Origin of the sequence: Thauera sp. GDN1 (genome assembly GCF_029223545.1) — a bacterium.
Classification (GTDB): domain Bacteria; phylum Pseudomonadota; class Gammaproteobacteria; order Burkholderiales; family Rhodocyclaceae; genus Thauera.
In genome coordinates this window covers 2,927,918-2,942,935 of the sequence record NZ_CP097870.1, presented here as the reverse complement: position 1 = coordinate 2,942,935, position 15,018 = coordinate 2,927,918, and the positions used below count along the sequence as shown (strand labels likewise).

Here is a 15,018-nt window from a genome sequence, read left to right as displayed (position 1 = left end):
TTCTAGATCGGTTCGGCGGACAGGATCGCGTCGGCGAGTGCTGCCGGGGTGGCGACCGCATGCCAGTGGGGCGCCATTTCCGCTCTGCTCAGGCTGCCGTAGCCCCAGGTCGCGGCGAGAAAGGGCAGGCCATTGGCATCGGCCGATTCGCCGTCCTCGCTGCGGTCGCCGACATAGACCGCCTCGTTGCGCGCGATCGCCCGGTCCTGCATCAGGCGCGCGATCATCGCCGCCTTGTGCGGCAGGCGGGGCTCGAACAGGTCGAGCGCGTACACCGCGGCGAAGTGCCCGGCCCAGCCCAGGTGTTCCAGGATCAGCCGCGTCGGCAGCAGGCGCTTGTTGGTGGCGATCGCCAGCGTGCACCCGGCATCGACCAGGCGTTGCAGCATCTCGCCCACGCCCGCGTAGGCCGCGGTCTGGCGGTAGCCGTCACTGTCGTAGCTGGCCTTGAAACCTGCCGCCAGGTCACCGATCACCGCCGCGTCGGTGGTGCCCGCCAGCATCTGCAGGGTCTCGAGCAGTGGCGGGCCGACGATCGAGGCGTCGATCGGCACCACCGCCTCGCGTCCGGCCGCGGCGAAGGCGTCGCGATAGCTGGCGAGGATGGCGGGCGCGGAATCGATCAGGGTGCCGTCGAGGTCGAACAGCACGTGCGCGTAGCGGGGCATGCGGGGAACCGGCGGGTGGGCGGTCAGCGGGAAAGGCACCGCAGGAGTGGGATTGGTCCCGTCACCAGGAATCGAACCTGGATCTGGCGCTTAGGAGGCGCCCGTTCTATCCATTGAACTATGACGAGACTCAGGGCCGGCATTCTAGCCGTTCGGGGGCGTAGGACCAAGTGCCGGTTCGTCGGATCGCGGCGGAAAGAGGAAGGCGGCGGGGTTGCGCAGCAGCCTTTTCAGCAGCAGCCCGCCCAGCGTGCGGCCCTGCGCGAAGCTGATGCGACGGGCGCGCATGGCCACGCTCAGGGTGAGCGTGAAGCTCACCAGCAGGTTGGTGAGGCCGATCAGCAGCACGCCGCTGAAGGCGAGGACCACGGTGGCGGTCGGAATTGAGAAGTCGAGCGCGGTCGCCGCATAGCCCAGATAGGCCGACGAGAAGGCGATGTGGCGGATGTCGATCGGCAGGCCGAACAGCACGCCGATCGCGGTGGCGCCGCCGAGCAGGAAGCCGAAGAAGAAGTTGCCGACCAGCGCGCCGATGTTCTGCTCGACATACGCTGCGAAGCGTTCCGCCCGCGCCTCGCCCAGCCAGCTGCGCAGGCCGCGTAGCTGGCGCAGGCGCTGCGGGACGCGGTTGTAGGCCGAGAGGTTGTCGTAATAGGCGGCGATCAGGCCCGAGGTGAACAGGCATACACCGGCGATCGCTGCGAACAGCAGGGCGCCGCCGCGCGGGTCGATCTCGTCGAGCAGCTTGTGCGCCTTGTCCGGGCCGATGAAGTGCTCCCCGGTGCCGAGCCTGATCAGCAGGCCGACGAGCAGCGCCACCGGGATGGCCACGCAGATGTTGCCGAGAATGGCGCCGACCTGGCTGCGTATGGTGCGCACGACCAGGTCGGCCAGCGCCTCGAGGTCGCGGGTCTTGCCCCTCGCTTCGCCGATCGAGGCGGCGATGGCGTTCGCCGTCATCGCCGGCTGCTTGGTGGCGACCGTGCCGCCGAGCATGTGGATCAGCATGAAGCCGAGGCCGTAGTTGAGGCAGAAGGACAGCAGCTCGTTGAGCGGTGCCATGCCCTGGCTGCCGAGCACGATCTTGTTGCCGGCCATGAAGGCGATGATCAGCCCGCCGAGCGCGGCCGAGGCCATCAGCCCGAAGTATTCGTTGCGCGAGCTGGTGATGTACTTCTCGCCGGTCTTGCTCGCGCTCTCGGTCATGCGCAGCGACAGCAGCTCGACGTTCTGCCCCCAGTAGTCGGACAGGATGTTCTTGCGGCACTCGGCGCGCACCAGGGTCTTGAACAGGCGCACGATGCGCGGCGCAGCGTCCTCGACGACCCGTCGCGTGCGCAGCTCGCTCAGCAGCGAGTTGAGTTCGTGGATGCGCTCGAGGTGCTGGCGCAGGCGTTCGAGCTTGAAGGTCAGTGTCAGGCTGGTGCCGATGCGCATTGCGCGCTTCCTCACGCGCTGCAGCACCTCGTCGCACTGGTGCAGCATCACGGTCAGGTGGGCGTCGTCGGCAATCAGCGCGCCCGGGGTGGTCCACCACGCGCTGTAATGCTCGATGTAGGTCAGCAGTTCGGCGTTCTGCGCCAGGAAGGGCGACTCGTGCTCTTCCAGGTTGGGGTCGATGCGCACCAGCTCGCGGTCGAGACCGATCGCCGAGACGTGGAAGGACAGCACGCGCATCGACTCGAGGATCTCGCCGAGTGCGTTGGGCAGCGGGCTGGCGTCCTCCTCGAACATCGGCGTCTGGTGGCCGACGAGCAGGCGGAGCAGTTCCTGCCAGTCCTCGTCGGCGATGGCATTGACCCAGACCTCGTCGTCCACGCGGTGGAAGACGACCGAGATCAGGTCCTTGAGGTAGCTGGTGTCGACCACTTCCGGCAGCAGCCGGCTGCCGATGCGGCGCGAGGTCTCGGAGAAGAAGCCGGTCGAGGGCAGCAGGCCGGAGGAGACATACATCGTCACCTGCTTGTGCTCGTCGAACAGCCGCAGCACGGCGTTGCGCAGGTTGGCCAGCAGCTCCGGGCGGCGTGCCAGCAGACGGCACAATGTGCGCAGGTTTTCGGTGGCCTTGTCGGCCTCGGTCGGTCGCCGCGGGCGCAGTTTGTCGACCAGCGCCACCCACAGGGCGACCTGGTCCTGATCGGGCTGAGCGAAGCGTTCGAGGAGTCTTTCCATCGTGTTCCTGTATCTGTTTGCTGCGCGCTGCAGAGCCGGACAGGGCGCGCGCAGCGGTACCGGGGACAGGCGTAAGGAGCGCCTCCGGAGAGAAATTGTGCACTGCATTATGCGGTATTCCGCCGCCATCGCCAGCGCGGGGCTAAAATCGCCGGCCCTGTTCCAGAATGCAGCCGAGCGCTGCACCGTGCGCCGATGCCCCTGCTTTCCGTCGATAACGCCTGTCTTGCCTTCGGTCACGTCGATCTGCTCGATCACGTGAGTTTCCAGCTCGATGCCGGTGAGCGCGTCGCCCTCATCGGGCGCAACGGCTCGGGCAAGTCCAGCCTGCTGCGGGCACTTGCCGGCCAGGCGGCGCTCGATGATGGCACGGTCTGGCGGCAGGCCGAAATGGTCACCGCCTACGTGCCGCAGGAGCCGGACTTCGATCTCGAGCGCGACGTGTTCGAGACCATCGCCGACGGCCTGGGCGCCGCCGCCAGGCTGCTGGTCGATTACCACGCCGCGATGCTGGCGGTCGCCGAACACGCCACGCCGGAGGCGCTGGCGCGGCTCGACAGCCTGCAGCACGCGGTGGAAGCGGCCGAGGCCTGGCGCCTGAACCAGCGCGTGGAACAGGTCGTGGCCCGTCTCGGACTCGATCCTGCGGCGAAGGTTTCCAGCCTGTCGGGCGGGGGCGTCAAGCGCGTGGCGCTGGCGCGCGCACTGGTTGCCGAACCCGACCTGCTGCTGCTCGACGAGCCCACCAACCACCTCGACCTCGACGGCATCCTGTGGCTGGAGGAGCTGATCCGCGACTTCCGCGGCGCGGTCATGGTGATCACCCACGACCGCGTCTTCCTCGACAACGTCGCCACCCGCATCATCGAGCTCGACCGCGGCAAGCTGGCAAGCTACCCGGGGCGTTTCGCCGACTACCAGCGGCGCAAGGCCGAGGAACTGGAAGCCGAAGAGAAGGCCGCCGCGCGCTTCGACAAGTTCCTCGCCCAGGAGGAGGTGTGGATCCGCAAGGGTGTCGAGGCCCGCCGCACCCGCAACGAGGGCCGCGTGCGCCGGCTCGAGGCCCTGCGCGTCGCACGCGCCGCGCGCCGCGACCGCCTCGGCAACGTCAGCCTGGCGGTGGATACGGGCGACAAGAGCGGCCAGATGGTGGCTGAGCTGACCCACGTCACCAAGCGCTACGGCGGCAAGACCGTCGTGCGCGACTTTTCCACCCGCATCCTGCGCGGCGACCGCATCGGCTTCATCGGCCCCAACGGCGCCGGCAAGACCACGCTGCTGAAGCTGATCCTCGGCGAGATCGAGCCCGACGAGGGCACGGTGCGCCGCGGCACGCGCCAGACCGTGGCCTACTTCGACCAGCTGCGCGAACAGCTCGACCCCGAACTGCCGCTCACCGAGGTCATCAGCCCGGGCTCAGATTTCGTGGAGATCGGCGGCGAGAAGAAGCACGTCATCGGCTATCTCGGCGACTTCCTGTTCGCGCCGCAGCGCGCGCGCTCGCCGGTCAAGTCGCTCTCGGGCGGCGAGCGCAACCGCCTGCTGCTGGCGCGCCTGTTCGCCCGTCCGGCCAACCTGCTGGTGCTCGACGAGCCGACCAACGACCTCGACATCGAGACCCTCGACCTGCTCGAGGAGCTCCTGGCCGGCTACGACGGCACGCTGTTCCTGGTCAGCCATGACCGCGCCTTCCTCGACAACGTCGTCACCCAGGTGATCGCCGCCGAGGGCGACGGGCGCTGGGGCGAGTACGCCGGCGGCTATGGCGACTGGCAGCGCGTGCAGGCCAGGCGCGCCGAGGAGGCCGCCGCGCGCGAAAGCGCGAAGCGCAGCGCGGCGCCCGCCGAAAAGGCGCGCGCGCCCGAGCCCAAGGCCGCCGGCCGGCCGGCGAAGCTGTCCTTCAACGAGAAGCGCGAGCTGGAGGCCTTGCCCGAGCGCATCGCCGCGCTCGAGGACGAGCAGACCGCGCTGCACGCGCGCATGGCCGATCCGGCGCTGTACCAGAGCGCACCGCAGGAGGTCGCGCACATCAAGGCGCGGATGGAGGCGCTCGACGGCGAGATCGAGGCCGCGATGCTGCGTTGGGAAGAGCTGGAGTCGCGCGCCGGCGGCTGAGCGCGGCCGTGTTCAGATCAACCCGATCTGCATGAACCAGGCACCGGAAGCGGCGGCGCAGAGGAACACGCAGGCGTGGAAGACCGCCAGCCAGCGGTAGTTGCGCCCGATCTGCTCCGGGTCGCGATCCGAGATCAGGTACAGGCGCCTGTCAGCCGGCTGCCGCATCACGTGCAGCTCGGGCGCGGCAAGCACCTCGGCCTGCAGGCGGCGAACTTCGCGCTTCGCCTGCGCGCGGGCGAGTTCCCATTCGCGCAGGTCGATCTGGCCGTCGCCGTCGAGGTCGAAACGGGCGAGCAGCGCGGGGTGGTCGGCCTTCCATTGCGCGAGCAGTTCCCTGAACTGGGTCGCGAAGTCGAAGTCCGCATCCACGCTGCCCAGCGTGGCGAAATCGCCGAGCACGTACAGGCGGTCGTGGCGGATCAGCGACCACTGGCGGTAGCGCAGGTCGTCGCGGCGGATGACGTCGTGGCGCCGCACCAGCATCTCGGCGCCGTCCGGGTCGATGACGCACTGGCCGCTGCCGTCGTAGAGCAGGAAGGAGGCGTCGCTGGTGTCGGTGCTCACCACCCGCCACTTGCCGTCGGACTGCCGGCGCTCGGTCACCAGCCGGTACCACAGCACCGGCAGGCCGTTGACCGGCGACAGCAGCGGGGTGCCGTCGAGCGGCTGGCCACGGCCCTGCAGTTCGGTATAGCCCTGTGCCGCCGAGGCGATGCGTGCGGTCGGCGTGTCCGAAATCAGGCGCGCGTGGCGGATCGCCCGCATCCAGCCGAGCAGGCTCGTGGCGAGCAGGAGCAGCAGTGCGGTGATGGTGCCCGGGCGCTCGCCGAAGCGCAGCGCGAGCAGCACCGCGCAGAGCTGGATCGCCGGCAGGGCGACGTCGAGGCGGACAGGACGCAGATGGACGAGCATGGCTCAGACGCCCGGGCGCGGGCGGCACCGGCTGCGCGGCAGGGGTGCCTGGGTTGGGGGAAGGCGGGGGAGGGCGGTCGTCGACGGCGATGTTCGGCGGCGCCCGTCGGGCAGCGTGTCAGGTGCCGAACAGCGCCTTCAGGTCGACGTCGGCCTTTTCGGCCACGCTGAATTGCAGCAGCGGCTGTTCGGTGTAGCTGAACAGGCGGGCGACGATCAGGTCGGGGAACTGCTCGATGCGCACGTTGTGCAGGTTGACCGACTCGTTGTACCACTCGCGGCGGTCGGCGATGGCGTTCTCGAGCGCGGTGATGCGGGTCTGCAGCTGCATGAAGTGCTCGTTGGCCTTGAGCTCGGGATAGGCCTCGGCGACCGCGAAGATCTGCCCCAGGCCGGCGCGCAGCAGGTTTTCGGCGGCGCCCAGCGCGGGCACGTCGTGCGCCTCGCGCGCCCGGGCCACGCGCGCACGCGCCTCGGTGACGCGGGCCAGCGTCTCCTGCTCGAATTGCTTGTACTGGCGGCACACCTCGACCAGCTTGGGCAGCTCGTCGTGGCGCTGCTTGAGCAGCACGTCGATGTTGGCCCAGGCCTTGGCGATGTTGTGCTTGAGCTGCACCAGCCCGTTGTAGGTGACGACGCCATAGAGCAGGGCGAGGACGATCAGGGCGAGGAAGACGGCAGTGCCGATGCTCATGTCAGGACTCCTGTTTGTTCGGGCGCATCTTATACTCGCGCCCTGATCCCAAGCGTTACGCATGCCACAGCGGCCCTCAATCAGGGCCACCAGAGCGGAAGTCCCCGTCTTGTCCACCCAGAACCTGTCCTTCCTTCGCCGCCCGATCGTCGTCATGGTGTGCGGCGCGCTGATCCTGACCCTGTCGATGGGCGTGCGCCACACCGGCGGCCTTTTCCTGCAGCCGATGACGCTCGACCAGGGCTGGTCGCGCGAGCTGTTCTCCTTCTCGATCGCGCTGCAGAACCTGCTGTGGGGGCTGTTCCAGCCCTTCGCCGGCGCCTTCGCCGATCGTCACGGCGCCGGCCGCACCCTGGTCGGCGGCGCGCTGCTCTACATCCTCGGCCTGGTGATCATGGCGCACGCCGACTCCGCGCTCGGCCTCAACGTCGGCGCCGGCCTGTTCATCGGCATGGGCCTGGCGGGCACCACGTTCAGCGTGGTGCTGGGCGTGATCGGGCGCATGGCGGCGCCGGAAAAGCGCAGCATGGCGCTCGGCCTGGCCTCGGCCGGCGGCAGCTTCGGCCAGTTCGCGGTGCTGCCGGTGGGGCAGGGGCTGATCGCCATGGTGGGCTGGCAGGACGCGCTGCTGTGGCTGGCCTTCGGCATCGCGCTGATCGTTCCGCTCGCCGCTGCGGTCACCGGCACCAGCGATCGCGGCACCGGCGTGCAGCAGTCGCTGCGCCAGGCCCTGAACGAGGCGATGCGCACGCCGAGTTTCCATTATCTGTTCTGGAGCTTCTTCGTCTGCGGCTTCCAGACCGCCTTCATCATGCTGCACCTGCCCGCCTTCGTCGTGGACAGCGGCATGTCGGCCAATATCGGCATGACCGCGGTGGCGCTGATCGGGCTGTTCAACATCTTCGGCTCCTTCCTGTCGGGCTGGCTGGGCGGCTGCTACAGCAAGAAGGGGCTGCTGGCGGGGATCTATGCGTTGCGCATCGTCGCCATCCTGGCGCTGCTGCTGTTCCCGCTGTCGCAGCTCACGCTCTACCTGTTCGCCGCGGTGATGGGGCTGCTGTGGCTGGGCACGGTGCCGCTGACTTCCGGCCTGGTCGGCCACATCTTCGGGCTGCGCTACATGGGCATGCTGTACGGCATCGTCTTCCTCGGCCATCAGATCGGCGGCTTCCTCGGCGCCTGGCTGGGCGGGCGCATCTTCGATCTCAGCGGCTCGTACCTGATGGCATGGTGGCTGTCGATCGCGCTCTCGGTGATGGCGGCGGCGCTGTCGCTGCCGGTCCGCGAGGCGCCGCTGCTGCGGACCGAAGCGCGATGAGCAAGGGGCTGCTGCGCCTGGCGCTGATCGTGCTGGCGGCGCTCGTGCTCGGCCTGCTGTTCGCCGCCTACCAGCATCCGGCGCTGCTGCTCGATTTCGGCAACCTGCTGCTGATGTGCGGCTGAGGCGGTGAACGGAGGGCGAGGCGACGCGCGGAATTGGCTATAATTATGGATCACGCCGCACGGCGGCAGCCCCGAGCGTTCGACAGGAGACTTCCGGATGAATCCCTTCAAGGCTTTCGTGATCGACCAGGACGAGAACCGCAAGGTGGTCAGCCGCATGGGCACGCTCGCCCCCGAGCAGCTCGACGCGGGCGAGGTCACGATCCGCGTCCATTACTCCAGCATCAACTACAAGGACGCCCTGGCGGCCACCGGCGCCGGCAAGATCATCCGCCGCTTCCCCTGCGTGGGCGGCATCGACCTGTGCGGCGAGGTGGTGGAGAGCGCCGACGCGCGCTTTGCGCCCGGCGACAAGGTCATCGCCACCAGCTTCGACATCGGCGTCGCCCACCACGGCGGCTATGCCGAGTACGCGCGCGTGCCGGCGGGCTGGGTGGTGCCGCTGCCGGCCGGGCTGGACCTGTTCGAGGCGATGGCGCTCGGCACGGCCGGCTTCACCGCGGCGCTTGGTATCGTGCGCATGGAAGACAACGGCCTGGCGCCGGCCAACGGCCCGGTAATCGTCACCGGCGCCACCGGCGGCGTGGGCGCGCTGGCGATCGACATGCTCGCGCAGCTCGGCTACTACGTGGTCGCGCTCACCGGCAAGGAAGCCGAGTCCGACTACCTGAAGATGCTCGGCGCGGCCGAGATCCTGCTGCGCTCGACCATCGACTTCGACAAGGTGCGTCCGCTCGAGGCGGCGAGATGGGCCGGCGCGGTGGACAACGTCGGCGGGCAGATCCTGCACTGGGTGCTGGCGACGATGAAGCAGGCCGGCACGGTGGCGAGCATCGGCAACGCGGCGAGCTTCAACATCGACACCACGGTCTTCCCCTTCATCCTGCGCGGGGTGAGCCTGCTCGGGGTGGATTCTGGCTACATGGGTTTCCCGACCCGGCAGCGGGTGTGGGACCGCCTGGCCACCGACCTCAAGCCGCGCCACCTCGCGGCGATCACGCGCACGATCGCGTTCGACGAGCTGCCGGCGGCCTTCGACGATTTCATCCACGGCCGCGTCAAGGGTCGCACCGTGGTGCGGATCGGCGCCTGATCCCGACGCGCTGACGGACACGGGATGACGATGAGCGAAGACGAGCGCCTTCCCCGCATCCTCGTCGTCGACGACTCGCGCATGGTGCGCGCGTCCATCGTCAAGCACATCCGGGGCCGCTTCGAGGTGCGTGAGGAGGCGGACGGCGAGGCGGGCTGGGAGGCGCTGCTGGTCGATCCGGGCATCGAGCTCGTGCTCACCGACATCGGCATGCCGCGGCTCGACGGCTACGGCCTGCTCGAGCGCATCCGCGCCTCCAGGGTGTCGCGCGTGCGCGAATTGCCGGTGGTGATCATCTCTGGCGACGAGGACGAGTCGGCGCGCGAGCGGGCGCTGGGGCTGGGGGCGAACGGCTTCGTGGCCAAGGGCTCGGGCAGTGTCGAACTGCTCGCCACCCTGAGTTCGCTGCTGAGGCTGTCGCGCGCGCAGAGCGAACTGGCGCGCAGCCGGGTCGCGCTCGCGCAGAACAGCCCGGTCGATCCCGAGTCGGGCCTCGTCACCCCGGCATATCTGGCGCATCGGGCCACCCAGGCAGTCGCCGAGGCGGAGCGGCGGCAGGCCGATACCGCCGCCCTGGTGATGGAGCTCGACCAGTACGACGAGCTCGTCGCGCGTCACGGCAGCCATGTGGTGCAGCTCGTGCTGCGCAAGCTCGGCCGCCTGATCACCGAGCGCATCCGCGCCGAGGACACGCTGTCGCAGCATGCCGCGGCGCAGTTCGCACTGCTGTCGTCGCCGGGCGCCGACCGCGCCTCGGCCTGCGCCTTCGCGCTGCGCGTCCGCGCCAGTGTCGAGAAGCTGGTGATGGGCTACCGCGAGGAACGCATCCGGGTCACGCTCAGCATCGGCGTCGCCAACGCCCTGGGCGACGGGCGCAGCGCGGTGAACGAGCTGCTCGCCCTCGCTGCCGAGCGCGCCGCGCAGGCGCGGGCAGCCGGCGGCAATCGCGTGTTCGCGGACGCTGGTGAGGTCGATGCCGCCGAGATCGAGCGCCAGCTCGCCCGCGTGCCGAGCATCGATCAGGTGCTGCAGCAACTGCGCAGCGGCGCCACGGAGGGGCTGTCGGCGAAGGTGCCGGCGCTGGTCGCCGCCCTGATGCCACTGCTCGAATTGATAGAATCGCAACACCCGGTCGGACTACCGCTCGCCAGGCTAAAGGCACTCCAACACAAGGGCGGAGGCGACCACATCGACGGGGAGGCAACCCGGACCTCCGTCTGAACCGTGCGTGCCTGTCGGCCATGTCGCGCTGTCCCGGCGCGGCGCGGCCACGGGTCGCCAAATCTACTCAGGGACCATTGAAGGGAGAGAGGAAACAATGTCCGACTACACGCAATTCCACCGCCGTTCCATCGATGACCGCGACGGCTTCTGGGCCGAGCAGGCCCGGCTCGTGCACTGGAACAAGCCCGCGGAGCAGATCTGCGACTTTTCCAGGCCGCCGTTCGTCAAGTGGTTCAAGGGCGGCGAGACCAACCTGTGCTACAACGCCGTCGATCGCCACGCCGCCGCGCGTCCGGACGACCGCGCGCTCGTATACATCTCGACCGAGACCAACGAGGAGAAGGTCTATTCCTTCGCCGAGCTGCAGCGCGAAGTCGAGCGCATGGCGGCGATCTACCGGGAGCTCGGGGTCAAGCGCGGCGACCGCGTGCTGATCTACATGCCGATGATCGCCGAGGCGGCGTTCGCGATGCTGGCCTGCGCGCGTATCGGTGCGATCCACTCGGTGGTGTTCGGCGGCTTCGCGGCCGGCTCGCTCGCGACCCGCATCGACGACGCCAAGCCGGTGCTGATGGTCAGCTCGGACGCCGGCATGCGCAACGGCAAGCCGGTGCCCTACAAGCACCTCGTGGACGAGGCCTGCAAGCTCGCCGAATTCCCGCCCGCCAAGGTGCTGATCGTCGATCGCGGCCTGGACAAGGGCTTCCCGCGCGTCGAAGGGCGTGACGTCGATTACGCCGAGCTGCGCGCCAGGCACATGGACGCCAAGGTCCCGGTCGAGTGGCTGGAGTCCTCCGAGCCAAGCTACATCCTGTACACCTCCGGCACCACCGGCAAGCCCAAGGGCGTGCAGCGCGACACCGGCGGCTACACCGTGGCCCTGGCCGCGTCGATGAAGCACATCTTCACCGGCGGCGCGGGCGAGACCATGTTCTCGACCTCGGACATCGGCTGGGTGGTCGGCCACAGCTACATCATCTACGGCCCGCTGATCGCCGGCATGGCGACGATCATGTACGAGGGCACGCCGCTGCGTCCGGACGCCGGCATCTGGTGGCAGATCGTCGAGAAGTACAAGGTTTCGGTCATGTTCTCCGCGCCCACCGCGGTGCGCGTGCTGAAGAAGCAGGACCCGGCCTTCCTCAAGAAATACGACCTGTCCTCGCTCAAGCACCTGTTCCTCGCCGGCGAGCCGCTCGACGAGACCTCGCACGAGTGGATCATGAGCGAGCTCGGCATCCCGGTCATCGACAACTACTGGCAGACCGAGACCGGCTGGCCGATGCTCGCCATCTGCCGCGGCGTCGAGGACAGCCCGATCAAGCTCGGCTCGCCCGCCTTTCCCGTCTACGGCTACGACCTTCGCATCTTCCGCGAGGACGGCAGCGAATGCGGTGCCAACGAGAAGGGCATCGTCGGCATCGTGCCGCCGCTGCCGCCGGGCTGCCTGTCCACCGTGTGGGGCCAGGACGAGCGCTTCGTCAGCACCTACTTCAGCCTGTTCACCGAGCCGGTGGTCTATTCCTCGTCCGACTGGGGCATCAAGGACGACAAGGGCTACTACACCATCCTCGGCCGCATGGACGACGTGATCAACGTCGCCGGCCACCGCCTCGGTACCCGCGAGATCGAGGAAGCGGTGCAGACCCACCCGGCGATCGCCGAGGTGGCCGTGGTCGGCGTGGCCGACGAGCTCAAGGGCCAGATGCCGATGGCCTTCGCGGTGGTGAAGAACGCCGCCGACGTCGACAGCCCCGAGAAGCGCGCCGCGCTCGAGAAGGAAGTGATGAAGAAGGTCGACGAGAGCCTGGGTGCAATCGCCCGTCCGGCGCGTGTCCACTTCATCGGCGGCCTGCCCAAGACGCGTTCGGGCAAGATGCTGCGCCGCTCGATCCAGGCGCTGGCCGAAGGGCGTGATGCGGGGGATCTGACCACGATCGACGATCCGAGCACGCTGGAGCAGATCAGGGATGCGCTGAAGGGCTGATCCGGGTTGTTCGCTGAAGAGACGGGGCTCGCTAGACGCGGGCCCCGTTTTTTTCTTCTTTCCGTCTATGGTTCAGGTCAGGGACTAGCGGATGGCGGGTGTGATCTATGTCAGCGCGAAATTCACCAACTGGATCATCATTAATCTATGAACACCGGCTCATACAACTTCGAACAGCTGGACGACGCAGCGTTCCAGACCACGCGTCTGTATCAGCAGTCTCAGGCCATGCGCGACATGGAGGTCAGCATATTGCGTGCCGCGGGCCTCAAGCCGGCGCATGACGTGCTCGAGGTGGGCAGCGGGCCGGGTTTCGTTTCCGACCTGCTGGCCGAGCTCGCGCCCGAGGGCAGTCTGCATGCAGTCGAGCCCAGCGCGGCACTCTCTGCGCAGATCGAGACCAATGTGCGCAGCCGGCCTGCCCGTGGCCTTTTCGTTCATCAGGCCTTCGGCGACGCCGTGCCGCTCGCCGATGAGCAGATCGATTTCTCGTATGCGCGCTTCGTGCTGCAACACGTTCCGCATCCCCTGGACGTGGTGCGCGAAGTCCATCGCGTCACCCGGTCGGGCGGGCGCTTCTGTGCTGTCGACTCGGACGACGGACTGGTGATCTTCCATCCGGAGGACGCCCGGGTGAGCAAACTGCTGTGCGATGCGCAGGCCGTCCAGACCGCGCAGGGCGGAGACCGCTTCATCGGTCGCAAGCTCCAGGGGATGATGACCGAGGCCGGCTTCGTCGACGTCAGGAGCCGGGTTCTGGCTCTCACCAGTAGCGAGCTGCCTTTCCCGGTGCTGTTCAACATCCTGCTCGGATACAAGGCTTCACTGCTCGGCGGCGCAGTGGATGTCCCTGCGCTTTACGAGGAACTCGCGGAGAAGGTGGCGTCAGGAGGTCTGATGGTGGCCGCTGGCGTCTTCATCGTGTCTGGCCGGAAAGCATGATCGACAGCTTGATCTGGGAGTGAACATGGAAACCGAGTACTTTCGCTTCGAGGAAGTGCTGCCCGGTTCGCCCGCCTACGAGCGGTATCTCGAGGCGCGCTACCAAGTGTTTTGCGCCGAACTCGGGCGGATCGAGCCGAGTGGCCTGTGTTCCAGCAGGGGGCTGCCGATCGAAACCGACGGCTATGACGGATACAGCCGGCACTTCATAGCCTTATACAAGCCCGACGCTTCGGTTGCAGGTTTCGTGCGCGTGATCCTGCCGAGTGCGAAGGGGCTCAACGTCACCTCGCGCTATGTCATCGACCACCCGCTGCCCTATGCCGACGCTACGGAGGGCAGCATCGGCGAAATATCGCGCATGGCGATCGCCCCGCGTTTCCGTCGCCGGCACTCGGACCAGGGCAAGCCCATCGAGGGCGACCCGGGCGACGAGATGCTGCGCCGGCCGGAAGGCATGCGCCGACATCAGCCCGAACTGGTCCTTGGCATGTACCGCGAGATCTACCAGCTGTGCAAGGGCATCGGCATCGGCTATTGCGTGGCGGCGATGGACAGCCACTTCAGCCGCCTGCTGATCGCGCTTGGTTTTCCGTTCGTGCCCGTGGGGCCCGTCAATGCAGGCGTGTCGCCGCCGCGTCGCGTGTTCCTGATCAGTGCGCTCGAGATCGAACGCAGCCTGGGGGCCCGGGAAGAGGCGGTGCTGCGCTTCATGCAGCAAGGACAGGCAGAGCTGGGCATGGCCTGATCGCACATATTTCCCCGCTCGCCTTGTGCTTTCGCGCGTGAGATCTGTGAGATCTATCACGAAGAAATTTACAAATTACTTGACGGACAGCCTCCGGGGCTAAGTTATCTTCCACGGCAACATACGCGTGCGAATGCTTTGAGGCATCGCGCCATCGCACACGCGTAAACCTCAAGGTGTGGATGTTGCTGGAGAGATACGAATACTCGGTGGTCGAGCCCGGCACGGGCGCCTACGCGGAATACCTGGCCTTGCGCCACATGGTGTTCTGCGAGGAGTTGGGGCGGATCGTGCCCGACGGCAGGCGCGCGGGTGGCGTCGCCATCGAAAGTGACGAATACGACGTGCACAGCCTGCATGTGCTGTGCCGGGTGAAAGAGACGGGTGTCGCCGTCGGGTGCTCGCGGCTCATCCTGCCGGGGCCGAACGGGCTGAACGTCAGCGCGCGCTACAGCCTGTCGCGAGGCACGGAGGCTTCAGTCGGCCAGATCGGCGAAATCGGTCGCCTTGCGCTGTCGTCGAGGTTGCGCAGGCTTCGCGGTGAGGTCTCGAACATGCTGGGGCGACATCAGGCGTCTGGCACGGCCGGTGGGTCGGCGCATTCCATGCTCAAGCGCGAGGGGCCTCTCGTGGCGCTGGGTCTGTATCGCGAGATTTTCAACCTCGCCAACCGCTATGGCATCACCCACTGCTACGCTGCCATGGAGCCGGCGCTCGCACGGCTGTTGAACCGTCTCGGCTTTCCCTTTCATGAAGCCGGCCCGCTGAATACCACCGTGAGTCCGGCTCGTCAGCCCTATCTGATCGGTGCGCAGGCTGCCAGGGCGGGGCTGGCGGCGCGCAATTCGTGCCTGTATCGCTTCATGTTCGGTGGTGTGGAGGCGGAGCCGCAGGTGATGATGACCTCCGCCGCGTGGCCGCTGGTGGCTGAGGCCAAGAGCTACAGGGATGCTGGCCTTCATATCTGATAGCGTCTGAGCGACTGGCGGGACAACCCGGTTACGCCTTTGGCGTTGT

13 protein-coding genes and 1 tRNA gene are annotated in these 15,018 nt (G+C 67.8%); 9 read left to right on the top strand and 5 right to left on the bottom strand.

Annotation, left to right across the window (positions count from 1 at the left end):
• Positions 1-2: 2 nt before the first annotated feature.
• From CKCBHOJB_RS13505 to CKCBHOJB_RS13495, 3 genes are all read right to left on the bottom strand, one after another.
• The gene (locus CKCBHOJB_RS13505; protein ID WP_281049185.1) at positions 3-668 is read right to left on the bottom strand and encodes an HAD hydrolase-like protein; all 666 of its coding nucleotides are present in this window, start codon (positions 666-668) and stop codon (positions 3-5) included.
• A 53-nt stretch (positions 669-721) separates the two neighbouring features.
• Positions 722-796, bottom strand: a tRNA-Arg gene (locus CKCBHOJB_RS13500).
• Between the two features lie 16 nt (positions 797-812).
• Positions 813-2,840 (bottom strand): site-specific recombinase, encoded by a 2,028-nt coding sequence (locus CKCBHOJB_RS13495; RefSeq protein ID WP_281049184.1) that lies wholly within the window; start codon positions 2,838-2,840, stop codon positions 813-815.
• Positions 2,841-3,035: 195 nt separating this feature from the next.
• Between CKCBHOJB_RS13495 and CKCBHOJB_RS13490 the strand changes: the two genes are divergently transcribed.
• Positions 3,036-4,955 carry an ATP-binding cassette domain-containing protein gene (locus CKCBHOJB_RS13490; protein ID WP_281049183.1) on the top strand — a complete coding sequence of 640 codons (1,920 nt, stop codon included), beginning with the start codon at positions 3,036-3,038 and terminating at the stop codon, positions 4,953-4,955.
• A 12-nt stretch (positions 4,956-4,967) separates the two neighbouring features.
• Here the strand turns inward: CKCBHOJB_RS13490 and CKCBHOJB_RS13485 are convergent, their stop codons facing one another.
• Together CKCBHOJB_RS13485 and CKCBHOJB_RS13480 are read right to left on the bottom strand one after the other, a co-directional pair.
• A complete protein-coding gene (locus tag CKCBHOJB_RS13485; RefSeq protein WP_281049182.1) occupies positions 4,968-5,870 on the bottom strand; it encodes a hypothetical protein in 903 nt (300 codons plus the stop codon).
• 118 nt (positions 5,871-5,988) lie between these two features.
• Positions 5,989-6,564 carry a LemA family protein gene (locus tag CKCBHOJB_RS13480; protein WP_281049181.1) on the bottom strand — a complete coding sequence of 192 codons (576 nt, stop codon included), beginning with the start codon at positions 6,562-6,564 and terminating at the stop codon, positions 5,989-5,991.
• Positions 6,565-6,673: 109 nt separating this feature from the next.
• Here CKCBHOJB_RS13480 and CKCBHOJB_RS13475 point away from each other — a divergent pair, with 109 nt between their 5' ends.
• The 8 genes from CKCBHOJB_RS13475 to CKCBHOJB_RS13440 all read left to right on the top strand — a co-directional run bounded on the left by CKCBHOJB_RS13475 (position 6,674) and on the right by CKCBHOJB_RS13440 (position 14,969).
• Positions 6,674-7,882: an MFS transporter gene (locus CKCBHOJB_RS13475; protein ID WP_281049180.1), complete on the top strand. Its 1,209-nt coding sequence runs from the start codon at positions 6,674-6,676 to the stop codon at positions 7,880-7,882.
• Entirely contained in the window at positions 7,879-8,007 is a 129-nt protein-coding gene (locus CKCBHOJB_RS13470) for a hypothetical protein (RefSeq protein WP_281049179.1), read from the top strand. Before CKCBHOJB_RS13475 ends, CKCBHOJB_RS13470 begins: the two co-directional genes overlap by 4 nt.
• Positions 8,008-8,104: 97 nt before the next feature.
• Positions 8,105-9,100, top strand: coding sequence for an oxidoreductase (locus CKCBHOJB_RS13465; RefSeq protein WP_281049178.1), 996 nt, complete (start codon positions 8,105-8,107; stop codon positions 9,098-9,100).
• Between the two features lie 24 nt (positions 9,101-9,124).
• Positions 9,125-10,321, top strand: a complete 1,197-nt coding sequence (locus CKCBHOJB_RS13460; protein WP_281049177.1) for a response regulator — start codon at positions 9,125-9,127, stop codon at positions 10,319-10,321.
• Between the two features lie 97 nt (positions 10,322-10,418).
• Entirely contained in the window at positions 10,419-12,311 is a 1,893-nt protein-coding gene (locus tag CKCBHOJB_RS13455; protein ID WP_281049176.1) for a propionate--CoA ligase, read from the top strand.
• A 147-nt stretch (positions 12,312-12,458) separates the two neighbouring features.
• Positions 12,459-13,253 carry a methyltransferase domain-containing protein gene (locus CKCBHOJB_RS13450; RefSeq protein ID WP_281049175.1) on the top strand — a complete coding sequence of 265 codons (795 nt, stop codon included), beginning with the start codon at positions 12,459-12,461 and terminating at the stop codon, positions 13,251-13,253.
• 25 nt (positions 13,254-13,278) lie between these two features.
• A complete protein-coding gene (locus CKCBHOJB_RS13445) occupies positions 13,279-14,001 on the top strand; it encodes a GNAT family N-acyltransferase (protein ID WP_281049174.1) in 723 nt (240 codons plus the stop codon).
• Positions 14,002-14,183: 182 nt separating this feature from the next.
• On the top strand, positions 14,184-14,969 hold the full coding sequence (locus CKCBHOJB_RS13440; RefSeq protein ID WP_281049173.1) for a PEP-CTERM/exosortase system-associated acyltransferase: 786 nt from the start codon (positions 14,184-14,186) through the stop codon (positions 14,967-14,969).
• Positions 14,970-15,018: the final 49 nt, after the last annotated feature.